Raw genomic sequence first — 22,955 nt, forward strand, 5'->3', positions numbered from 1 at the left:
AGAAAGAGGTTTATAATACATGAGTCGAAGAAGGGCCAGAGAACTTGCGCTACAAGTCTTGTTTCAGTTAGACTTTCAAAAAATAGATGCTGAAATCGCATTAGAGCTCTTATGCTCTGAAGAAGGCGGACCATCTGACAAGGTGCAGAAGCATGCTCTGCACTTGATTCAAGGCGTCTTGGAGCAGCAAGCGTCGGTGGACGGTTTAATTTCAAGTGTGGCAACCGATTGGAAAATCGAGCGTATGCCCGGCGTCGATCGTAATATCGCTCGAATTGCCGTTTATGAAATGAGGTTCGATGCCGAACATTTGGCGGTCGGCATCATTATCAATGAAGCTGTAGAATTGGCTAAAGCATTTGGTACTGACGAATCAAGTCGTTTTATCAACGGCATTCTGGGCGCGTTGCTCAAAGCAAACACGCCTGCCAATCCCATATAAAGGACTTGCGATTGGAATGACACTCGAAGCGTTGCAAGAAACCAGACACTCGGCGCTGAGAGGCTGCGTCTCGCCAGCCAGACGTTTGTCTGGTTTTTTTGTCTTAAAACCGAACCTATAGGGGGCTAAGATGCACATTTTAACGATCAGTGAGTTGTCCCGCTATCTTAAGCAAATTATGGACTATGATCCACAGTTGACGCAGATTTGGTTGCGCGGCGAAATATCAAACTTTAAACGCCATAGTTCCGGCCACTGCTATTTTACATTAAAAGACAGTGGCGCCGTGCTTCGTTCAGTCATGTTCCGCAGTAGTGCCGCATCGCTGCGTTTTGCCCCGCGTGATGGGATGAAAGTGTTGGCTAATGGCCGTGTGACAGTATTTGAAAGAGACGGCCAATATCAGCTCTACGTCGACCAGCTTCGCCCTGAAGGCGTGGGTGAGCTCAGCCTGGCTTATGAACAGCTTAAGGCCAAGCTCCATGCAGAAGGGTTATTTGAGCAGAGGAATAAGAAAGAACTTCCATATTATCCTCGCCATGTCGGTATTATCACCTCGCCGACCAGCGCGGCGCTCCAGGATATGTTAAAAGTGGCCCGGCAGCGTAATCCATCGATTCCGATCACGATTTTTCCTGCGCAGGTGCAAGGGGAGTCGGCAGTAGCGGATATTATCCGAGGTATTGATTATTTTAATGCACATCCGGCAGTGGATGTTGTTATCATCGGGCGCGGCGGAGGCTCACTGGAAGAACTGAACGCCTTTAACAACGAAACACTTGTTCGCCGCATCGCTTCCTGCAATATGGTTACTGTTTCTGCAGTCGGACACGAGACGGACTATACGATAGCTGACTTTGTTGCCGATGTAAGAGCAGCAACACCATCCCAGGCATGCGAACTCACGTTCCCGGAACTTACGTTCCTCGTTAAGCATCTAAGCCAACTTCAGCAAGAACTTGCACGCAGCATGAAAAAACAGCTGGCGGGGAAAAGACAGCGCCTTTTACAGCTTTTAGCCGCCAAAGCATTGCAACGACCGTCGCAGATGCTTCAAGTTCATCAGCAACAGCTTGATTTAATGCAAAACCGATTACATAATGAAATAAAAAGATATCAGCTTCAGCAATATCATCGCTGGCAGATCAACAGTGAAAAACTGGCTGCGTTGAATCCTCTGCAAGTGCTTTCACGCGGCTATAGCTTATTGGAAACCAGAGAGCGGCGCATTGTCCGCTCTTGGCGTGACGTTGCGTCGCAGGAAAAGATCCAGGCTCGACTATTTGACGGTCATTTGAATTTGATTGTCGTAAACGGAAGCGAGGAATAAAGAAGTGGCACGAAAGCGCAAAGAAATCGATTTTGAAGCATCAATGGAAGAATTAGAAGCATTAGTAGCCAAAATGGAAGCCGGAGATCTTAAAATGGAAGAAGCTTTGTCACTATATGCGCAGGGTATTTCATTGTCGCAAACCTGTTTGGAAAAACTTAACGCAGTGGAAGAACAGATGGTGAAAATCGTTAAAGAACACGACGGTCTGCTTAAAGAAATTCAACTGCCATTGACGGACAAGGAGTGAAGCGAATGCTTGTAAATTATTGTCAAGGACGCAAGGTACTCATTGAAAATGCTATGCGAGAATTTTTGGCGCAAATACATGCTCCTTCTTTGGCTGAAATCTTGAACCAATCGATGGATTATAGTCTGTTTGCCGGCGGCAAACGCCTACGTCCGATTTTATTGATGGCTGCGGCAGAAGCCGTTGGGACGGACGGACGGATTTTTTTGCCGTGCGCCTGTGCGCTTGAAATGATTCATACCTACTCGTTAATTCATGATGACTTGCCCGCGATGGATAATGATGATTTCCGCCGTGGCAAACCGACAAACCACAAAGTGTATGGCGAATCGATAGCCATACTAGCCGGTGACGCACTGCTTACCGGCGCATTCGAACTGATTGCAAAACAACCGCAAGTCGCACCTGAAGTTCTTCTGCGCGTCAGCGGTGAAATTGCACAAGCCGCCGGAAGCAAAGGCATGATCGGTGGACAAGTTATTGATATTCTGTTTGAACAAAAGCAGGCCGATCTCGCCACTTTACAGGAAATGCACCGCGGCAAGACCGGTGCATTATTTTGCGCCGCTATCCGAAGCGGTGCACTGTTGGCCGATGCAACCGACTTACAACTTAAAGCTCTGACCGAATACGCCGAAAATCTCGGACTCGCGTTTCAGATCACCGACGACATCCTTGACGTGACGGGTACGCAGGAAAACATCGGCAAACCAGTCGGCAGCGATGTGAAAAATATGAAATCGACCTATGCAACCCTATTTTCCCTGACCGAAGCCAGGCAACATGCTAAAAACGCTATCGACAGTGCTGTTGAAAGCCTTGCTATCTTCGGCGAATCGGCAGATGTTTTGCGTGAATTGGTTCGTCAGCTTTTGTCGCGTAATCACTAGGAAAAATTATATGTTATAATGATAATTATTATTGTTTTCTGAAAGAAGGGAAACGGTTTTGAATTTATTAAATCAAATAAACAGACCTCAAGATCTCCTGCGCCTGAGTGAAGCGCAGTTGCCTCTGTTATGCCAGGAAATACGTGACTTTTTAGTGGAAACCGTATCGCAAACCGGCGGACATCTGGCCCCGAGTCTCGGCGTGGTTGAATTGACAGTCGCGCTGCACCGCGCTTTCAATAGCCCGACCGATAAGCTGATTTGGGATGTCGGTCACCAGGCTTATGTGCACAAGATTTTGACAGGACGCCGCGAAAAATTCCATACGTTGCGTCAACTTGATGGCATCAGCGGCTTTCCCAAACCTCAAGAAAGTGAACATGACGCTTTTGCCACCGGTCACTCCAGCACTTCGATTTCTGCGGCGCTGGGCATGGCTTTGGCGCGTGACTTAAAAAAGGAACAGGGGCATGTCGTTGCTATTATCGGCGACGGCTCTTTGACCGGTGGACAGGCTTATGAAGCGTTAAATCATGCCGGACACACACGTACGCCAATGACGGTCATTTTAAATGACAACGAAATGTCCATTGCCAAAAATGTCGGTGCCATTGCTGAATATTTGGCTAAAATGCGCACAGCGCCTTCTTATGCAAAGGTCAAACGCGATATCGAATTTCTGCTTAAAAGGATTCCCGCTATCGGCGATAGCGTCTTGCGAACAGTGGAGCGATTGAAAGATAGTGTTCGTTATCTTCTTGTTCCGGGCATGCTTTTTGAAGAATTAGGCTTTACATATCTTGGTCCGATTGACGGACATGATTTGCCCGTATTGGAAGAGGTATTAGAAAAAGCCAAACGTCTCAATGAACCTGTCTTGGTTCATGTCATCACCTGCAAAGGCAAAGGCTACACGCCGGCAGAATGCAATGCCGACAAATTCCACGGCGTAGGGCCGTTTTGCGTCGATTCGGGCGAAATCATCAAAAGCAGTGATAAACCAAGTTATACGAAAGTTTTCGGCGAAACAATCGTTGAGCTGGCCGCAAAAGATGAAAACATCGTCGCCATCACTGCAGCAATGCCGGAAGGAACAGGTCTAAAAGCATTTTCAAAACACTTTCCAGCGCGTTTTTTTGATGTCGGCATTGCCGAGCAACATGCGGTCACGTTGGCTGCCGGTATGGCCGCAAATGGCTTGCTGCCTGTTGTCGCACTCTATTCAACCTTTGGTCAACGAGCCTATGATCAAATCCTACATGATGTGTGTTTACAAAACGCACCCGTGATTATTGCTCTCGATCGCGCTGGCATCGTCGGCGATGACGGTCCGACTCATCACGGTGTGTTTGACTACAGTTATCTGCGGCATATTCCCAATATGGTCATCATGGCGCCTAAAGATGAAAATGAACTGCGCCATATGTTATTCAGCGCGCTGCAATACCGTTGTCCGGTTAGCATCCGATATCCTCGTGGCGGTGGACTGGGCGTTGATACGACCGGTGTGCCCGAGCTGCTGCCGTTTGGCAAATGGGAAGAGATCAAGAACGGGGAAGATGTAACGTTTCTGGCTACTGGAGCAATGGTGGAGCCTGCACGCGCCGCCAGCGAAATACTCTGGTCACACGGTATCCGAGCTGGTGTTGTGAATGCCCGCTTTATCAAGCCGTTCGACGAAGTGCTATTGATGAAAATCGCCGAGAAGACCAAGCTGATTATTACGGTTGAAGACCAGGTTATCGCCGGCGGATTTGGCTCCGGCGTATTGGAGTTTTTCTCCAAACAGTCCGGCCCTTCGCCGCATGTCAAACTTCTCGGTTTTCCGGACACGTTTGTTGAACACGGCAAACGCCCTCAACTAATGGAACGCTATCGTCTCACCGCGAAGGGACTCGCCGAGTCCGCACAATATTTATATGAAAAAAAGAACAGTGAAAATGGTGGATGAATGGAAAAAAAACGCTTAGACGTATTACTGCATGAAAAAAATCTTGTGCCCAGTCGCGAAAAAGCGAAAGCCTATATCATGGCAGGCAAGGTACGCGTCGCCGGACGTATGGCCGATAAGGCCGGAATGCTGGTTGACGTTACTGCCGACATACAGGTGTTACGCGATGAGATCAACTATGTAAGCCGCGGTGGACTGAAATTAGAAAAGGCATTGGACGCTTTTTCCCTCGATTTGACGGACATCGTAATGTTCGACGTCGGCGCTTCGACCGGTGGATTCACCGATTGCGCACTGCAACACAACGCAAAGCGTGTTTATGCCATTGATGTCGGTTATGGCCAGTTGGCCTGGTCGCTTAGAACGGATCCTCGCGTCGTATGCATGGAGCGCACCAATATCCGCCATGTTCAACCGGAAGAAATGCCTGAGTTAGCGGATTTTATTTCGATTGACGTGGCGTTCATTTCATTGAATATTGTCATGCCTGCTGTTTTTCGCCTCATGAAACCTTCTGCTGGCTTAGTCGCGCTGATCAAGCCTCAGTTTGAAGCCGGTCGGGAAAAGGTGGGGAAGAAGGGCGTCGTACGTGATCCTGCTGTCCATATCGAAGTCATTAGCAATGTTTTGGCCAATGCAAAACTATTGGGCCTGCAATTGATGGGGATTTCATATTCTCCGATTAAAGGACCAGAAGGAAATATCGAATATTTGGCGTATTGGAAGAAAGAGACTTCTGATCAAGACATTTTACTTGAAGGATCTGAGCAAGAAATAAAGGCGGTAGTGAACGCTGCCCATGGCACATTGTAGGGGAGAATTATATGCGATGGTTATGATAGGACTTCTGCCAAATCCCAAAAAGAGAAATATAACGGATATTATTGATTGGTTAGCTTCATTTTTCAGCGAACGTAACCATCGGGTATGCTTGCCGCTCAGTGTAGCGGAAAAAGTAAATCGACCGGAATTAGGTATTCCTGAAGCGGAGTTCTGGCCGGCGATTAATTTTGCGATTACTCTTGGAGGCGACGGTACTCTTTTAAGTGCAACGCGTAAGCTTTCTCCTTACGGAGTTCCTGTCTGCGGCGTAAACTTAGGACGCCTAGGCTTCTTAACGGAAATTGAAACCACTGACCTAACTTGGGCTGCGGAGCGTCTGGCAAACGGAGACTATGAGATCGGGACACGGACGATGCTCGACATGTCTGTGTCCGGTATAGGAGACAGTTGTTGTTTTTTATCTAACGCGCTTAATGATATTGTCGTTACCAAAAACGGTGCTGCCCGGATTGCACGCCTCAAAGTCTTTATCGACGGCGCATTCGCGGCTAATTATGTCGCAGACGGCTTGATTGTCGGAACGGCTACCGGTTCAACCGCTTATGCCTTTTCGGCTGGCGGTCCAGTTATTCATCCAGCGTTGCCGCTAATTCAGTTGACGCCAATCTGTCCGCACAGCGGCATGGCGCGCTCTTTGATTGTACCAGACAGCGCAGTCATTGAAGTTCAGTTGGTCTCTGGTCAACAAGATATGGTTGCAACAGTTGATGGCCAGGTCACCATGCCCTTAGCCGATACAGACACCATTTTGATTCGTAAAAGCGCTCACGTGGCCTCATTTATCCAACTTGGTGAGAAAAGTTATTATCATACGGTAAGAAGCAAACTGTGGTGCGGCGAGCGAGATGCCGATTTTTGATTCAGCGTCAAACGCATAGAGGAAGGAACGTGTTAAGGATGAAGGGATTACGCCATTCTAAGATCAAAGACATTATCGATCACGGCATTATAGAGACCCAAGAAGAGCTTGCTGAAGCGCTCCGTAAGGAAGGCATCGAAATCACCCAAGCTACCGTATCGCGCGATATTAAAGAGTTGATGTTGATTAAAGTGCCAACCGGCGATGGTCGATATCGTTACGCCTTTCCCATTGAGCAAAACATCTTGTTTTCTCAGGCTCGTATGGAGAGAATCTTTCGTGATGCCGTCACGAGCATCGACTCCAGTGAAAATCTTATAGTCATTAAAACTCTGCCAGGTGCCGCCAATGCGGTTGCTTCAACAATTGACTATGCCAAATGGACGGAAATCATAGGCACGATTGCCGGGGATGACAATATACTCGTAGTCGTAAAGCCTATGAGTGCCGTCCCGCAGTTGATTCAAAAATTCCAATCACTTTTGCGCGGATAGTGGGTGATGCAAATGTTACGTTCTTTAGTCATTAGTAATTTCGCTCTGATTGAGTATGCTTGCATCGAATTTTCCGAACAACTTAATATTATTACCGGCGAAACCGGCGCCGGTAAATCCATCTTCATGGAAGCGCTTGGCGTGGCATTGGGTGAGAGGGCTTCTGCAGATCTAATCCGATCTGGCTGTGATGCACTGCGTGTAGAAGCTGTTTTTGACATTGGTCAGCAAGCGCCTATTTGCAGTTTGCTGCAAGAAATGGCTATCGATTTAGAAGAAGACGGCAGTCTTTTGATTACACGTCGAATCAGCCGTCATGGTAAAAATACAATCCAGCTCAACGGCTTTCAAATTCCACTCGCTCAACTGCGTCAATTGAGCGAATACCTGCTTGATATGCACGGACAACATGAAAATCAGGCGTTATTGAGACAAAACACCTACCTGCCTCTGATCGATAGCTTATTGCCTTCACAAGATGTTTTACAGCAGTATCAGAAAAATTACCAACAATGGCATCAACTTGGCCAGGAGTTGTCGGACTTACTTCAACAAAGCAGAGACCGCGAACAACGCCTCGATATCCTGAAATGGCAAACGCAGGAGATTGGCGCTGCTCAGCTCTTGGCAAATGAAGATGAAGCATTGGACGAGGAAATGCTCAAAGTCGCCAATGTTGAAAAAATTGTCAACAGTAGCCAAAAAGCATATTCGATTATGCAAGATGGCGAAAAGGGCGGTGTGCTGGGCTTGCTGTCTGAGGTTCGACGAGAACTGGAAACGGTGACGCGCTATGATCGCCAACTCGCCTCCTGCCACCAAGGAATAACGGAAGTTTTTTTTCTCTTAGAAGAACATTGTCACGAATTGCGCAGCTATTGTGAAGATGTCGAATTCGATCCTTCACGCCTTGCCGAAATCCAAGATCGCCTCGATCTCATCCATAAACTTAAACGCAAGTACGGCAACAGCATCGAAGAAATTCAGGAATTTTACGCAAATGCATTGCGTGAGTTAGAATCGTTGGCTAACCAGGATGAACGAATTGCCGCGTTGCAGGAAAAAAGTGAAGAATTGGCTAAAGAACTTTCCCTTTTGGCCAGCAAACTGCATTTGCAGCGTGAAAAAGCCAGTCAAGGATTGGTTGCTGGTATCAAACGACATTTAGCGGATCTTGGATTACCACATGCATTATTCGAAGTAAATTTTGAAAACAAAGCTACGCTAGGACCGCAGGGTACGGACGACGTCAGTTTACTTTTCACCGCCAATCCCGGCGAAGCGGCAAAACCATTGCACAAGATTGCCTCGGGCGGCGAACTGTCCCGTATCGCGTTAGCCATTAAATCCATGGCCGGCGTAACGGATGCACCTTGCATGGTGTTTGACGAAATCGATACCGGTATTGGCGGTAAGACAGCACAAATGGTTTCTGATAAAATCTTAAATCTGTCGCGCAATAAACAGATCCTTTGCATTACACATTTACCTCAGATTGCATCAGCTGCCGATCGGCATATTTATATTGAAAAACAGCAATCAGCCACTCAAACGCTAAGCATCATCAGAATTCTATCAGCGGAAGAACAAGTGGTTGAACTAGCTAGGATGAGCAGCGGCCATGCCGATACGTCCTCCGTTTTGCAACATGCTCGTCAGATGTTAGCGTCAGCAGCCGCTAAAAAATAGTTTTTGCTTAGCGAAAGTTATTAATGGTTTACATTATTAGCCATCTTGTAAAAAGATTCAGTTTTTGCTATAGTAATATTATGAAAATTATCAAAATGAAGAATCACACGCATTTGCCTCCCGCCGCAGCCTGAAAAATCGGCTCCGGCAAGGGTACGGCAAGCTTGCAGGGAGAGGGATTATACGTGATACGGGAAACAATAAAAATAGCTATCGCTGATGATAATCGCGAATTCGTAGGCATTATTCAAGAGTATCTGTTACAGCAATCAGACATTGAATTAGTCGGTACCGCTTATAACGGTGAGGAAATCGTGACCATCATCGAAGAAAAAAAACCCGATGTAGTAATCCTGGATATCATCATGCCACATCTCGACGGCATTGGCGTACTCGAGCGAATTAACGGCCTAAACGTAAAGCGACCGAAAATCATCATGCTTACTGCTTTTGGACAAGAAAGCATTACCCAGCGTGTTGTAGAATTAGGCGCCGATTACTATATTTTAAAACCGTTTAATATGGACGTGCTTGCTAGCCGCATTCGTCAATTGGCAACATCGATTACAGCACAACGTCCAGTAGTGGCGCAGGCAATCAAAGCCCGCCCTTTAGATGTTGAGGTGACCAACATAATCCGTGAGATTGGTATTCCTGCACATATCAAAGGGTATCAGTATCTGCGTGATGCCATTATGATGATCATCAACGAACCGGAACTTCTGGGTGCTGTTACTAAGGTCTTATATCCTATGATTGCGGAAAAATATTTGACAACGCCGAGTCGCGTAGAACGAGCGATTCGTCATGCTATCGAAGTTGCCTGGAATCGAGGGAATATAGAAATGATTCATAAATTGTTTGGCTACAGTGCTAAGATTGAAAAAGGGAAACCAACCAATTCAGAATTTATGGCTATGATAGCCGATAAATTGCGCATGGAAATGCGTGGTTAATCATTCGCAAAACACCTGCTGCTGCAGGTGTTTTGCACTATCTCTGAAAATGAAGATATAGCGAGGTGCGATATGAAACGAGTCAATATTTTTGTCGGTGAATTCGGCAGTGGAAAAACCGAACTGACAATCAATTATGCGATGGAACTTCGCAAACAAGTAGAGCACGTAGCCGTCGTTGATTTAGATTTAGTCAAGCCGATTTTCCGAACGCGGGAAAATCAACAATTATTCCAGGCAAAAGACATCCTTTTATCAGCGCCGCCGTCACATCTCGCCGCCAGTGACCTACCGATCATGCCACAATCGCTACCGAAACTTTTGGCTGAGCCTAATACTCATTTGGTTATCGACGTCGGCGGCAATGAAGCCTCAATCGTATTGGCTCAATATTGCAGTGCAATCGAAAACGCCGGCTACCAATGCTTGATGGTGGTAAATACCTTTCGCCCTTTCACTAGTACGGTAGAGGGGATTCTCGACGTTATGCACACCATAGAGCGTCTGTCAAAGTTATCCATCACCGGGTTCGTTTGTAACAGCAACCTGGGAATAGAAACGACTGTTACGCAGATCGAAGAGGGGCTAACGCTACTAGAACAAGTCGCATTACTTGCGAAGCGGCCGATCGCCAACGTTATCGTACCGCATTGGCTAAGCGGAACATGGCCATCGGAAAAATATTCCATCCTTGAGCTAACGCCCTATACGAAATACCCTTGGCTGGAACAGGAGGCGCAAGGATGAAAAAATCCATTTCACTGACAGAAACGCTTGTTTCATCCAGCTCCGTATTTAAAGGGGCGCTGCTTGACGTGTACTGTGATACGGTCACGTTGCCGAACGGTCGCCAAGCAACGCGTGAATTTATCAAACATCCCGGAGCGGTTGCCGTTGTTCCCTTCACAGAAAACGGCGATGTCCTGATGGTTCGCCAGTTTCGTTACCCTACCGGTTGCGAATTGCTCGAAATCCCTGCCGGAAAGCTCGATCCGGGTGAACAGCCAGAGGATTGCGCCAAACGTGAGTTGGCCGAAGAAACCGGCTTTCGTCCCGGCCGCCTTTGCCGTCTCGCTTCAATTCACACGACACCGGGTTTCAGCGATGAAGTTATCCATCTCTATCGAGCAGAAAATCTTATCGCATGTGATGCAGTGCCGGATGAGGATGAGTTTTTACAAGTAGAGTCATATTCTCCGACAGAGCTGAAACAAATGATCACAGCCGGGGAAATAACCGATGCGAAGACGATTACCGCCTTAATGTTGGCTATATAGACCACTAAATAGCACAAGACCGATGCAGTTTACGGAAAAATCAAAAAAAACTTTTTTCTTTGCTTTAAATAAAGGGAAAATCAATATTATGTGGAATAATAGACTAAAAGTGGTGTGACGCAGTGACCGGAATTACGTGAAGAGGGTGATGATGATGGCAAATTATGTCGAGGAATTTATTCACTACCTTGCGGTCGAACGCGGGTTAGCACAGAATACCCTGGAATCGTATGGTCGCGATTTACAACAGTTTCATGTCTACTTGAAAAACAGCAACTTGGAATTGCTCAGGGACTCCAGCCGTAATATCATATTAAACTATCTAAACACTCTCCAAGCAAAAGGTCGCGCTGTTTCTACAATATCGCGAAATTTAGCGGCCATTAAATCTTTTTATCAATATCTTGTACGTCAAAGGTATCTGGAGAAAGACCCTGCCGCAAATCTTGAATCACCGAAGCTTGAGAAAAAACTACCTAAAATTCTGACGGTTGGTGAAGTGGAAGAACTTTTGAAGCAACCGAACAACTTTATGCCGGGCGGCATCCGCGATAAAGCGATGCTAGAACTTTTATATGCAACGGGTATTCGTGTGTCTGAATTGATTTCATTGAATTCAGCAGATATTAATTTAGATATGGGCTATATTAAGTGTTATGGACGCGGTTCGAAAGAGCGAGTTGTTCCATTAGGCTCGATCGCCGCAAAATGCGTACAAGAATACATAACTAAAGGACGTCCTAAATTAGTTCGTACTTATGATGAGCTAGCATTGTTCGTCAATCACCATGGTAATCGTTTAACCCGACAGGGTTTTTGGAAAATCATAAAAAAATATGCCCAAGAGGCCAACATTACTAAGGATATTACGCCGCACACATTGCGTCACTCATTTGCCACTCATCTCTTGGAAAATGGCGCTGATTTGCGCTCCGTACAAGAAATGCTCGGGCATGCCGACATTTCTACGACGCAAATTTATACCCATGTCACCAAGAACCGATTAAAAGAAGTGTATGACAAAGCACATCCGCGTGCTTGAATGATGTTACCAACCAAGGTAAGGGGGAGCTGACAAGCTTCTTTGCCTTAAAAACAACGCATTTGCGTTGTTTTTATTACGTGAAAATGAAAGCGGTTTCAGAGCGCTTTCTATTTTATTGAAGAGGTGTATGTATGTTAAGAATGGTAGACCTGATCGAGAAAAAAAAAGAAGGTCTTGCTTTAAGCGACGCTGAAATCCAATTTATCGTTCAGGATTATACGGCAGGGGAGATACCCGATTATCAAATGTCCGCTTGGTTAATGGCTGTTTATTTCAAAGGAATGACGCCGCAGGAAATTGCAACGATGACGCTAGCAATGGCCAGCTCCGGTACAATGGTTGATTTGACAATGGTTCCGGGAATCAAAGTTGATAAGCACAGTACCGGCGGCGTTGCCGATACAACGACGTTGGTCGTTGCACCGCTAGTTGCTGCAGCAGGTGTTCCAGTTGCGAAGATGTCAGGGCGTGGTTTGGGGTTCACCGGCGGTACAATTGATAAGTTGGATGCAATACCCGGTCTTATTTCTCGATTGGCGCAGCAGGAATTTGTCGACGCTCTTTGCCAGCACGGCATTGCAATTATCGGGCAGAGTAACGATATCGCGCCGGCAGATGGCAAGATTTATGCGTTACGCGATGTAACAAGCACTGTAGCCAGCATTCCGTTGATTGCATCTTCCATTATGAGCAAGAAAATTGCTTCTGGTGCAGATAAAATCCTACTCGACGTTAAAGTAGGCAACGGCGCTTTCATGAAAGATTTGCCCGATGCGATTGCGTTAGCTGAAACGATGGTGAATATAGGAAAACTGGTCGGAAGAGAAACCCGCGCCATTATTAGCAGTATGGAAGAACCGTTGGGACTGGCCATCGGCAACAGCCTTGAAGTTGAAGAGGCGATCGATATCTTGTCTGGCAAAGGCTCGTCGTCGCTGCGCGAAGTTTGCATTTATCTGTCCGCTATGATGCTGTTGATGGGACAGAAAGCAGCCAATCTCGATGAGGCTACGACAAAAATCACGACGTTGCTGGACAGCGGCGCGGGCTTGAATAAATTTCGCGAATTCATCACAAACCAAGGGGGCAATGCTGCATTGATCGAAAAGCGCAACCTGTTGCCTCAGGCCGCTCAATGCATCGACGTACTGGCAGAACAGTCCGGATACATCCAGTCTGTTCATGCCGCCCAACTGGGGTATAGCGCAATGACGCTTGGCGCTGGTCGGGAATTCAAAGGGCAGGAAATCGACCTGGCTGCCGGCATCATGTTGCATTGCCGCATCGGCGACGCGGTCAACGCAGGGCAAATTTTGGCTACAATCTACGCCAACAAACAGGATAAGGTTGCCAGTGCCAAACAGCTGATCATCGACGCAATCAAGATCGCTGAAACGGCCGTACCGAAAACAAAGCTGATTTTAGGCATCGTAGATCAAAACGGTTTTACACCTGTTGCTTGATTCATTTCATCTTTGAAGGCTGTTAGCGAATAGGCGATTACTCGCTTATTTACAACAGCCTTTATTGTTTTTGTCACAAAGCATTTTTTTTTGCTGTGAAGTTTAGTATAATGTACAAGGTATATCAATTATCTAAAAGGAGGCCGCCCGTTTTGTCTTTTTTTGACGCCGATCTTATTTTTCGTATTCCGGGTCTGCTTTTAGCTTTGACGATTCACGAATATGCGCACGCGCGCGTTGCTTATTCGTTCGGCGATCCGACTGCAAAGAATGCTGGTCGCATGACGTTGAATCCGCTTTCGCATCTCGATCCTTTTGGCTTGCTTATGCTTTGGTTGCTGCAGTTTGGCTGGGCGAAGCCGGTTCCGGTTAATGCCGGTTATTTTTCTAATTGGCGCAAAGGTATGTTCTGGGTCTCTTTTTCCGGCCCGATCGCCAATCTGCTCACAGCGCTCACGCTAACCGTTGTCGCGACCGTCTTCTTGCGCTTCTTCGGCAGCCTGCCTTATGAATTGCGTCTGGTCATTACCTTAGCAATCAATTATAATATAACATTTGCTCTGTTCAACCTGTTACCGATTCCGCCGCTCGACGGAGCTTCGGTCTTAAGCAGCTACCTTCGTTCACGAACACTTGATATGTGGATGAATAAGATAGAACCTTATGGGACTTTTATTTTGCTGGGTTTGGTATATCTCGGCATCATCGGCAAACTGCTTACGCCGCTCAGTTCATTTATCCATGGCGTGCTTAGACAAATTATCCTGCTCTTATTATAATCGCAAAGGGGATCGATTCACTATGACTAAAGGACGTATTTTTAGCGGTATGCAACCCTCCGGCAGATTCCATCTGGGAAATTATCTCGGGGCATTGGAGAATTGGGTGAAATTGCAACGGGATTACGAATGTTTCTTTTCGATTGTCGACTGGCACGCATTGACTTCTTCTTATGAAGACACTTCCAAGATACCGGAGCGAATTCATGATATGGCTCTCGACTGGCTCAGCGCCGGCTTAGACCCGGAAAAAAGCGTCATTTTCGTCCAATCTCACGTCAAGGAGCACGCAGAGTTGCATCTTTTGCTGTCAATGATGACGCCACTGTCTTGGTTGGAACGAGTTCCGACTTATAAAGATAAGCTTCAACAACTAGGCGAACAGGGCAAGGACATTAATACCTATGGCTTTCTCGGCTATCCTGAATTGATGACGGCAGATATCATCTTGTACAAAGCGGATACGGTTCCGGTTGGTGAAGACCAGTTGCCGCATCTTGAATTGTCGCGTGAAATTATCCGTCGCTTCAATTATTTATACCAACCCATTTTCCCGGAACCGGCAGGCATGTTAAGTAAATCTTCGGTACTGCCAGGCATTGACGGACGAAAAATGAGCAAATCCTATGGCAATGAGATCCCCTTTGCTGGTAGCGCCGAAGAAATTACAGCACGCGTACGATTGATGGTAACGGATCCGCAGCGCGTCAAACGGACCGATAAAGGCAATCCGGATGTCTGCAATGTATACACTTTTCATAAACTGTTCAATCAGGAGCAGTGCTCAGAAATCAGCATAGCTTGCCGCGCAGCTGAAATCGGCTGCGTAGACTGCAAAAAACGTCTGGCTGCCCAAATGGTGGAACAATTAGCGCCGATGCATGAAAAAAGGCTCGAGTTAAGCGCCAAGCCGGCCATGGTAGCGGAAATCCTTCATGCAGGCGCCGAACGGGCTCGCAAGGTGGCACAAGACACGATGGCCGAAGTCCGTTCAGCAATGCATCTCGGTTAGCCGGCACGATGACGAGCAACGCATATCAAATTCAGTTAGCGGCCTTTGAAGGGCCGCTCGCGTTATTGCTACATCTGATTGAAAAAAGTCAGGTTGACATTTATGACATTCCGATTGCTGAGCTTACTGAACAGTATCTGACCTATCTAGCTGCAATGGAAGAATTCAACATTGATGTCGCCAGCGACTTTCTCGTAATGGCGGCAACCTTGCTGCAGATTAAGTCGCGTCTGCTCCTGCCAAAGCCGCCGCAAGCACTTCCAGATGAAGGCGAAGAGGAGGATCCACGCCAAGAGCTGGTGAATCGCCTGTTGGAATACCGTAAATTCAAACAAATGGCTGAACACTTGGCCGAATTGAGCGAACAACGCGACCTATATATGACGCGTACACCGCAGGTCATTACGCCAGTCTTAAGTTTGCCGGTCGGCATCACCGTAGACCTTTTAACCAAAGCTTTTCTCGCCGTTTGGGAAAGCGGTCTGGAAGAATACTCGATCGTGAATCGCGAAGAAATCAGCATCCAAGATAAAATTCATGATATTCTGCAATTGCTGCATAAATACAACGGCAAGCTGGAGTTTTCCGAGACCATTATTCGCAGCGGTACCAAAAGCGAAGTGATTGCCTCCTTTCTTGCGCTACTCGAATTAATCAAACTGCAGCGTGTAACCGTACAGCAAAAAGGCAATTTTGCCGCTATTTACATTCTTTTGAAAGAGTGAGTGTGAGACGCTATGTTTTATGGCCATTTAAAAAGCCACCTGGAGGCGCTGCTCTTTGCCAGCGGCGATCCGGTCGCTGCGGCAAAATTAGCCGCAATATTGGAAATATCGGAAGAAAGCCTCGACTTGTTGGCCGCACAATTGACAGCTGACATGGCCAGCAACGAACGGGGCCTGACGATCGTTCGCGTCGCCGAAGGCTATCAGTTATGTACAAAGCCTTCTCTAGCCGATGTCGTTGCCAAGCTCGTGCAATTCCAAGATCACCGTCTCTCAATGGCCGCGCTGGAAACATTATCGATTATTGCTTTTAAACAACCGATTACCAAACAAGAAATTGAAGCCATTCGCGGCGTTAAGATTGATCGCGTACTTTCTAATCTTGTCGAACGCCAGCTGATTCGCGAGCTAGGGCGTAAGGAAGCGATCGGTCGTCCGATTTTATACGGCACAACACTGGATTTTCTAAAATGCCTGGGTCTAAACAGCTTGAAGGAATTGCCGCCTTTAGTTGAGCTTTTACCAGAAAAGCAGCCCTGATCGGCTGCTTTTCCCTTTGCATGTATTGTCGCCAACGATAATGAACAGTGACGGACCATATAGAAAGGATACCATCGACGATGAAACCGATTAAACACATCTTAGTAAGCGCCCTGCTCGGCGCATTGCTGCTCGTAAGCGAAGCAGATGCAGCGCCGCAGCCTGATATTACCGCACATGCAGCCGTCGTAATGGATGTGACGACCGGTCAGGTGCTATATAGTTTAAATGCCGATGAGCGACGCTATCCCGCAAGTACGACAAAAATGATGAGTCTGATAATCGCTTTGGAAAGCAACCGCCTACAGGACATAGTCACTGCAAGTACTGCCGCAGCAACAACTGACGGCTCATCGATGTGGCTGGAGGCTGGAGAGCAACAGCGTCTGATTGATCTTTTATATGGCATGATGCTAGTCTCCGGCAATGATGCCACGGTAGCGGTTGCCGAATACCTATCCGGCTCAGTGCCCGAATTTGCCAAAGGCATGACGCAAAAGGCGCATGAAATCGGCGCCGTTAATACGCATTTCACCAATTCAAGCGGTTTGCCGGATCCGAATCATGTATCAACGGCAAAGGATCTCGCATTGATTGCCGCCTACGGCTATCATAACCCGCTGTTTCGTCAAATTGTTTCCGCTAAACAGCGCGTCATGCCTTGGGCTGGAAAACCATTTGCCCGGGAGCTCTTCAACGAAAACAAATTGCTTTGGAACTACGACGGCGCTAACGGAGTAAAAACAGGCTATACCGAAGCGGCCGGCCCTTGTCTGGTATCCGGCGCCCTGCGCGGCGATATCCAACTTGTCGCTGTCGTTATGGACAGTGACGCCATGTGGCTGGACAGTCGCAAATTGCTTGACTACGGCTTTTCACAACTTAAGTCGCGTCGTATCGTCGCGCAAGGCGATGTACTGAAAAAAGTACGTGTCATCGACGGCATTCAGGGCGAAACCGAAGTCATTGCCGCGCAAAGCGTGACGATTCCCATACGCAACGGAGACGATCCGGCGATTAAGATTGAAACCGATTTGCCGGCAAAATTGGCAGCGCCAATCCAAGAAGGCGAGAAAGTCGGTGTAGCAAAGGTACTCTTCAACGGCAAGGAGATCCAACAGATTGATTTGCAGGCTGCACAAAGCGATCAGCAAAAATCCTTTTTTGCGATCCTACACAGTGCCTTGGTAAAGACATTTTCCGGTCTTACGTCAAAAGTAAGAGCCTATTGGACCGATATCCCTTACGTTTAAAATAAAGGAGTACCAAATGGAAGAAAGATTGCAAAAATATATAAGCCGTTCGGGCCTTGCCTCCCGTCGCGAAGCCGAACAGTTGATCCTTGCAGGCAAAGTGCAAATCAACGACCAGATCGTTCGCGAAATGGGCGTGAAAGTAAAGCCGGGAAGCGATAAGGTCACTGTTAACGGCAAAATCATTCACGAAGAAGCGCTTGATTATGTGCTGCTTTACAAACCATCCGGCGTCGTTACGACAATGAGCGATCCGCAAGGACGACCTACCGTAGCCGATCTTCTCACAGATTTGCCGGGGCGATTATATCCGGTTGGCCGACTCGATTATTACACCGAAGGTTTGCTGCTAATGACGAATGACGGTGCGCTTACCCATGCCTTGCTTCATCCGAGTCAGAAAATTTACAAAACATATCTGGCCCGTGTCAAAGGCCGTCCAAGCGCCGCTGATCTTAAACGATTGCGTGACGGAGTTGAACTAGAGGATGGCCTGACTGCGCCGGCTAAAGTCGAAGCCGTTTCTTATGATAAGGGCGACGATTTCAGTGTCATTAAAATTCGTATCTTTGAAGGGAAAAATCGTCAAATCCGCCGTATGTGCGAAGCGGTTGGTCATCCGGTGCAACACTTGATGCGCAGCGCTTTGGCATTTCTAAGCCTGGAGGGTTTAAATCCCGGCGCTTATCGCCGCTTGACGCCGGAAGAACTTACTCGCCTGCGTTCCTTTGCGGTTGGGCCTAAACAAAGCAAATAAAGGGGATTATTCATGTACGATATTATCATTATCGGCGGTGGTGCCGCAGGCCTCATGGCCGCGATTAGCGCACAGCAGTACGGTGCGAAAAAAATCCTGCTTTTAGAGCGTATGGCGACGGTAGGGCGTAAATTGCGCATTACCGGTAAAGGCCGCTGCAATGTGACAAACATCGCCCCCATCGAAGATTTCCCTAAATACTTTCCCGGTAATGGGCGCTTTCTCTATAGTGCGCTACGCCAATTCACCAATCAAGATTTGATAGCTTTTTTTGAAGAGCATCATGTTCCTTTGAAAACTGAACGCGGCGGGCGAATTTTTCCAGTCAGCGACCAAGCAGGCGATATTATTGCAGCACTTGCGCAGACTTTGACAACGGCAACAACCGTGCTGCCAAACATGCGCGTCAGACGCTTGCTTATCGAAGAGGGAAGGATCGCCGGCGTCGAGATTTGGAGCGGTAAACAATACCATTCAACCAACGTCATTTTAGCAACTGGCGGCGCATCTTATCCCGCAACAGGATCTTCCGGCGACGGATATGATCTGGCTAAAGCCGCCGGTCACAGTTTGCTACCCCTTCATCCAGCTCTTGTGCCGCTTGAAGTGGAAGAATTGAGCGTCGTCAAAGATTTGCAAGGTTTATCACTGCGTAACGTATCCGCGCAGATTTGGCTTGGCGGACGCAAAGTGGCCGAAGAGTTCGGCGAAATGTTGTTCACTCACTTCGGCCTGACCGGCCCAATCATTTTGTCGCTTAGTGCACAACTGGCTAAACATTGGAAAGAAAATGCCGATGTTTCCGATACTTTTATCAAAATAAATTTAAAACCGGCATTGGACGAGGAAGTGTTGGACAAACGTTTGCAGCGCGATTTCCAAAAATTCACTCGCAAACAGCTGAAAAATGCATTATCAGAACTCTTGCCTTCTACAATGATTCCTGTCGTTATTGACCTCGCTTTTCTCGACCCGGACAAACCCGTCAATCAAATCACTAAGGAAGAGCGACAGCGCATCTTGGAACAATTGCTGGGTCTGACGTTCACCATCACTCGACCGCGCCCGTTGGCGGAAGCAATCGTCACGGCTGGCGGCATCCATGTCAAAGAAGTCAATCCGAAAACGATGGAATCGAGGCTGGTTCCAGGCTTGTATTTGGCTGGCGAGGTACTTGACATCGATGCTTACACCGGTGGTTTCAATCTGCAGGCCGCATTTTCTACCGGCTACGTCGCTGGCAAATCAGCTGCCGAAAAATTGCAGTCAGAATAATTTTTGCTTAAAGGATATCCGCCCATTATGGTGAATTCTTAGATAAATGATTTTTAAACGAAAATTCGGAGGCTTGTCCGCCCATGATTATTATGATGAATACAACTTCTCCCGATTCGATTCAACGTGTCGTAGAGAAATTAAAACAGCATAGCTTGGATGCCTATTGCGTGACTAGCAATGGCAAAACATTGATTACCGCAGTCGGTGACTCTGCTGCGCATGACTCGGATCTCTATGAAAGAATGAGCGGCGTTGAAAAAGTAGTGAACATACTGACGCCTTTCAAACTGGTCAGCCGTGAGCTGAAGGCTGATGACAGCTTAGTTCACGTCCGCCATGTTGTCTTTGGCAGCCCGCTTATACCGGTCATCGCCGGTCCCTGCGCGGTCGAAAGTCCTGAGCAGTTTTTGGAAACCGCGCAGTTAGTCAAGGCTGCTGGCGCTTCTATGTTGCGTGGCGGTGCTTACAAACCGCGTACTTCGCCTTACAGTTTCCAGGGGCTTGAATTAGAAGGTCTCAAAATTTTGCGAACTGTTTCAGAACAGGTGGATATGCCGGTTGTTTCTGAGGTCACTGATCCGCGAACCGTCGAACTGACGCTGAACTATGTCGATATGCTGCAGATTGGCGCTCGCAATATGCAAAATTTCGCGTTGCTGAAAGAAGTGGCAAAAACCGATAAACCAATTTTGCTAAAACGTGGTTTATCAGCCACAGTGGAGGAGTGGCTGATGGCCGCGGAGTACATCATGGCTGGCGGCAATGAAAAAATTGTCTTATGCGAACGTGGTATTCGTACCTTTGAAACTTATACGCGCAATACATTGGATTTGAATGCCATTCCGCTGGTGAAACACTTGAGCCATTTACCAATCATCGTCGATCCGAGTCACGGCACAGGAAACTGGCGTTTAGTGACGCCGATGGCACGTGCAGGCGTAGCCTCTGGTGCTGATGGTCTAATTGTCGAAGTGCATCCCTGTCCGGAAGAGGCGGTGTCTGATGGCCCGCAATCATTAATCCCGCAAAACTTCACGCAATTAATGACTGAACTCTCCAAAATTGCTGCTGCGATCGACCGTAGCGTCTAGAAATTCAATTTGTGAAAGGGGCCTTGTTATGACCGATATGCAAGCGACGCGGATTCTTCCGATTAAACAGCTTCAAGGCGTGATCGATATTCCCGGCGATAAGTCTGTTTCTCATCGCAGTGTCATGTTTTCCGCTTTAGCCGATACGCCTGTCTGCATACGAAATTTCCTCTATGCACAAGACTGCTTATCAACCGTTTCTTGTATGAAAGCGCTTGGTGCGAAAATCTGGCAAACGCCGGATGATGCGCTCTGGGTACAGGGAAACGGCTTGCACGGCTTAACAGAACCAGCCGTTGTGTTAGACGCGGGAAATTCAGGCACGACATTGCGTTTGTTAACAGGTATTCTCTCCGGTCAGCCTTTTTTTACGGCGTTGACTGGCGATGATTCGCTGCGCGCACGTCCAATGTCTCGCGTTGCCAAACCGTTGCGCCTGATGGGCGCCAACTTGAGTGGTCGACAAAACGGTAATCTTTTGCCTATTGCAATTCAACCGCCAGAAACGTTCCATGGCATCCGTTATGAAATGCCGATGGCCAGTGCGCAAGTCAAATCAGCTATCTTGCTCGCCACCTTGTTCGCCGACAGCGCCAGTAGCGTAACGGAACCTTATGTCTCGCGAGATCACACGGAACGGATGCTGGAAACATTTGGCGTCACGATTTGCCGCGAAGGAACCACTGTCCAATTGACTCCGGTCGATAAACTGATTGCACCGCCGGAAATCATTGTTCCTGGTGATATTAGTTCCGCCGCCTTTTGGTTAGTTGCTGCATCAATTATTCCAAATAGTGAGCTATTACTCCGTAATGTGGGGATGAATCCGACGCGCACCGGCATCATTGACGCATTGCAGGCAATGGGCGCTTCAATTGAAACTGTAAATGAACGCAGCAGCGGTAGCGAGCCAGTCGCCGATCTGAAAGTCCGCTTCGCCAACTTGCGTGGCATTGAAATCGGCGGAGCCATGATTCCTCGGCTCGTCGACGAGATTCCTGTCCTAGCCGTCGCAGCCCTGTCCGCCGAAGGCCGCACCGTGATTCGCGATGCATCGGAACTGCGCGTTAAAGAAACGGATCGCCTAACCGCCGTCGCTGCAGAGCTACGCCGTATGGGCGCTATATTGGAAGAAACTGATGACGGCCTGATTATTGACGGTCCACAGAAATTGCACTGGGGCGATTGTCATTCTTATCATGATCATCGCATGGCCATGGCCATGGCTATCGCCGGCAGCCGCCACGCCGGCTGTTCAATTGATAACCCCTCCTGTGTATCCATATCTTATCCTGCCTTTTTTGAAGTTTTGCAAACCATCGCTAAGGAGGATGTCTAAGAGGATGAAACCATTCACCATTGCCATTGACGGACCGGCTGGCGCAGGCAAGAGTACAATCGCCCGCCTGGTAGCCGCCGCATTGCAATATATTTATATTGACACCGGTGCGATGTATCGCGCCGTAGCCTGGAAAGTTCAGGCAGAAAAGATAGCACTAACTAATGAAGCCCGCATTATCTCATTAGTGGAAAAACTTTCGCTTCGCCTTACAAGTATTGACGGTAAAACTCGTGTTTTCGCCGACGGCAACGATATCAGCGAAACCATTCGCAATCCGGAAATTTCCAGACTGGTTCCCGTCGTTGCCGCGATTGCAGGCGTACGTAAAATTTTGCTCGCAATGCAACAGGAAATGGCTGAATGCGGCGGCGTCGTGATGGACGGACGCGATATTGGAACAGCCGTTCTTCCAAACGCCGAAATCAAAATTTTTCTTACCGCTTCAATCGAAGAACGAGCAAAGCGCCGTTGGCTTGAGCTGACTAATAACGGCTTTACTTGTTCGCTCGAAGAATTGATGCAGGAAATCGCAGCACGCGACAAGCAAGACTATGAGCGTGAAACGGCGCCGCTGCGTCAGGCCGAAGATGCTGTACTGATTGACACAACCGGCTTGACGATTAAAGAGGTTACGGCTGCTATTTTAGGCGTCGCAGAAAGGCGGGAAAATCTTGTATAATCTTGCCCGC

General features: G+C 47.7%; 24 protein-coding genes. All 24 read left to right on the forward strand.

The window, feature by feature from the left end; all coding sequences use genetic code 11:
• Positions 1 to 19 precede the first annotated feature (19 nt).
• The 24 genes from nusB (at position 20) to cmk (ending at position 22,945) form a co-directional block, all read left to right on the forward strand.
• Positions 20 to 442: a transcription antitermination factor NusB gene (gene nusB, locus QTL79_RS06665; RefSeq protein ID WP_346354183.1), complete on the forward strand. Its 423-nt coding sequence runs from the start codon at positions 20 to 22 to the stop codon at positions 440 to 442.
• A gap of 130 nt (positions 443 to 572) precedes the next feature.
• Positions 573 to 1,772 carry an exodeoxyribonuclease VII large subunit gene (gene xseA, locus QTL79_RS06670; protein WP_346354184.1) on the forward strand — a complete coding sequence of 400 codons (1,200 nt, stop codon included), beginning with the start codon at positions 573 to 575 and terminating at the stop codon, positions 1,770 to 1,772.
• A 4-nt stretch (positions 1,773 to 1,776) separates the two neighbouring features.
• Positions 1,777 to 2,022 (forward strand): exodeoxyribonuclease VII small subunit, encoded by a 246-nt coding sequence (xseB, locus tag QTL79_RS06675; protein ID WP_346354185.1) that lies wholly within the window; start codon positions 1,777 to 1,779, stop codon positions 2,020 to 2,022.
• A 5-nt stretch (positions 2,023 to 2,027) separates the two neighbouring features.
• Entirely contained in the window at positions 2,028 to 2,912 is an 885-nt protein-coding gene (locus tag QTL79_RS06680) for a polyprenyl synthetase family protein (RefSeq protein ID WP_346354186.1), read from the forward strand.
• Positions 2,913 to 2,970: 58 nt separating this feature from the next.
• Entirely contained in the window at positions 2,971 to 4,863 is a 1,893-nt protein-coding gene (dxs, locus tag QTL79_RS06685) for a 1-deoxy-D-xylulose-5-phosphate synthase (protein ID WP_346354187.1), read from the forward strand.
• Positions 4,864 to 5,676 carry a TlyA family RNA methyltransferase gene (locus QTL79_RS06690; RefSeq protein WP_346354188.1) on the forward strand — a complete coding sequence of 271 codons (813 nt, stop codon included), beginning with the start codon at positions 4,864 to 4,866 and terminating at the stop codon, positions 5,674 to 5,676.
• A 16-nt stretch (positions 5,677 to 5,692) separates the two neighbouring features.
• Positions 5,693 to 6,565 (forward strand): NAD(+)/NADH kinase, encoded by an 873-nt coding sequence (locus QTL79_RS06695; protein ID WP_346354189.1) that lies wholly within the window; start codon positions 5,693 to 5,695, stop codon positions 6,563 to 6,565.
• 38 nt (positions 6,566 to 6,603) lie between these two features.
• Positions 6,604 to 7,059, forward strand: coding sequence for an arginine repressor (gene argR, locus QTL79_RS06700; RefSeq protein WP_346354190.1), 456 nt, complete (start codon positions 6,604 to 6,606; stop codon positions 7,057 to 7,059).
• A gap of 6 nt (positions 7,060 to 7,065) precedes the next feature.
• Positions 7,066 to 8,748 (forward strand): DNA repair protein RecN, encoded by a 1,683-nt coding sequence (recN, locus tag QTL79_RS06705; protein WP_346354307.1) that lies wholly within the window; start codon positions 7,066 to 7,068, stop codon positions 8,746 to 8,748.
• Between the two features lie 185 nt (positions 8,749 to 8,933).
• Positions 8,934 to 9,704, forward strand: coding sequence for a sporulation transcription factor Spo0A (gene spo0A / locus QTL79_RS06710; protein WP_346354191.1), 771 nt, complete (start codon positions 8,934 to 8,936; stop codon positions 9,702 to 9,704).
• A gap of 72 nt (positions 9,705 to 9,776) precedes the next feature.
• A complete protein-coding gene (locus QTL79_RS06715) occupies positions 9,777 to 10,451 on the forward strand; it encodes a hypothetical protein (protein ID WP_346354192.1) in 675 nt (224 codons plus the stop codon).
• Positions 10,448 to 10,981: an NUDIX domain-containing protein gene (locus tag QTL79_RS06720; protein WP_346354193.1), complete on the forward strand. Its 534-nt coding sequence runs from the start codon at positions 10,448 to 10,450 to the stop codon at positions 10,979 to 10,981. The genes QTL79_RS06715 and QTL79_RS06720 overlap by 4 nt, the downstream gene beginning before the upstream one ends.
• A 148-nt stretch (positions 10,982 to 11,129) precedes the next feature.
• Positions 11,130 to 12,023, forward strand: coding sequence for a site-specific tyrosine recombinase XerD (xerD, locus tag QTL79_RS06725; protein WP_428845467.1), 894 nt, complete (start codon positions 11,130 to 11,132; stop codon positions 12,021 to 12,023).
• A gap of 134 nt (positions 12,024 to 12,157) precedes the next feature.
• The gene (locus QTL79_RS06730) at positions 12,158 to 13,489 is read left to right on the forward strand and encodes a pyrimidine-nucleoside phosphorylase (RefSeq protein WP_346354194.1); all 1,332 of its coding nucleotides are present in this window, start codon (positions 12,158 to 12,160) and stop codon (positions 13,487 to 13,489) included.
• Between the two features lie 152 nt (positions 13,490 to 13,641).
• The gene (locus QTL79_RS06735) at positions 13,642 to 14,268 is read left to right on the forward strand and encodes a site-2 protease family protein (protein WP_346354195.1); all 627 of its coding nucleotides are present in this window, start codon (positions 13,642 to 13,644) and stop codon (positions 14,266 to 14,268) included.
• Positions 14,269 to 14,290: 22 nt separating this feature from the next.
• Positions 14,291 to 15,280 carry a tryptophan--tRNA ligase gene (gene trpS, locus QTL79_RS06740; protein ID WP_346354196.1) on the forward strand — a complete coding sequence of 330 codons (990 nt, stop codon included), beginning with the start codon at positions 14,291 to 14,293 and terminating at the stop codon, positions 15,278 to 15,280.
• An 8-nt stretch (positions 15,281 to 15,288) separates the two neighbouring features.
• Positions 15,289 to 16,005, forward strand: coding sequence for a segregation and condensation protein A (locus QTL79_RS06745; protein WP_346354197.1), 717 nt, complete (start codon positions 15,289 to 15,291; stop codon positions 16,003 to 16,005).
• Positions 16,006 to 16,017: 12 nt separating this feature from the next.
• A complete protein-coding gene (scpB, locus tag QTL79_RS06750; RefSeq protein ID WP_346354198.1) occupies positions 16,018 to 16,545 on the forward strand; it encodes an SMC-Scp complex subunit ScpB in 528 nt (175 codons plus the stop codon).
• Positions 16,546 to 16,625: 80 nt separating this feature from the next.
• Positions 16,626 to 17,798, forward strand: a complete 1,173-nt coding sequence (locus QTL79_RS06755) for a D-alanyl-D-alanine carboxypeptidase family protein (protein WP_346354199.1) — start codon at positions 16,626 to 16,628, stop codon at positions 17,796 to 17,798.
• A gap of 16 nt (positions 17,799 to 17,814) precedes the next feature.
• Complete coding sequence (locus QTL79_RS06760; protein ID WP_346354200.1) at positions 17,815 to 18,555, forward strand: pseudouridine synthase; 741 nt, start codon at positions 17,815 to 17,817, stop codon at positions 18,553 to 18,555.
• 12 nt (positions 18,556 to 18,567) lie between these two features.
• Positions 18,568 to 19,830 (forward strand): BaiN/RdsA family NAD(P)/FAD-dependent oxidoreductase, encoded by a 1,263-nt coding sequence (locus QTL79_RS06765; RefSeq protein ID WP_346354201.1) that lies wholly within the window; start codon positions 18,568 to 18,570, stop codon positions 19,828 to 19,830.
• An 83-nt stretch (positions 19,831 to 19,913) separates the two neighbouring features.
• Positions 19,914 to 20,924 carry a 3-deoxy-7-phosphoheptulonate synthase gene (gene aroF, locus QTL79_RS06770; RefSeq protein WP_346354202.1) on the forward strand — a complete coding sequence of 337 codons (1,011 nt, stop codon included), beginning with the start codon at positions 19,914 to 19,916 and terminating at the stop codon, positions 20,922 to 20,924.
• 28 nt (positions 20,925 to 20,952) lie between these two features.
• Entirely contained in the window at positions 20,953 to 22,263 is a 1,311-nt protein-coding gene (aroA, locus tag QTL79_RS06775; protein ID WP_428845463.1) for a 3-phosphoshikimate 1-carboxyvinyltransferase, read from the forward strand.
• A 4-nt stretch (positions 22,264 to 22,267) separates the two neighbouring features.
• Positions 22,268 to 22,945 (forward strand): (d)CMP kinase, encoded by a 678-nt coding sequence (gene cmk / locus QTL79_RS06780; protein ID WP_346354310.1) that lies wholly within the window; start codon positions 22,268 to 22,270, stop codon positions 22,943 to 22,945.
• The last annotated feature ends 10 nt before the right edge of the window (positions 22,946 to 22,955 follow it).

Origin of the sequence: Azotosporobacter soli, from assembly GCF_030542965.1 — a bacterium.
Lineage (GTDB): Bacteria > Bacillota > Negativicutes > SG130 > SG130 > Azotosporobacter > Azotosporobacter soli.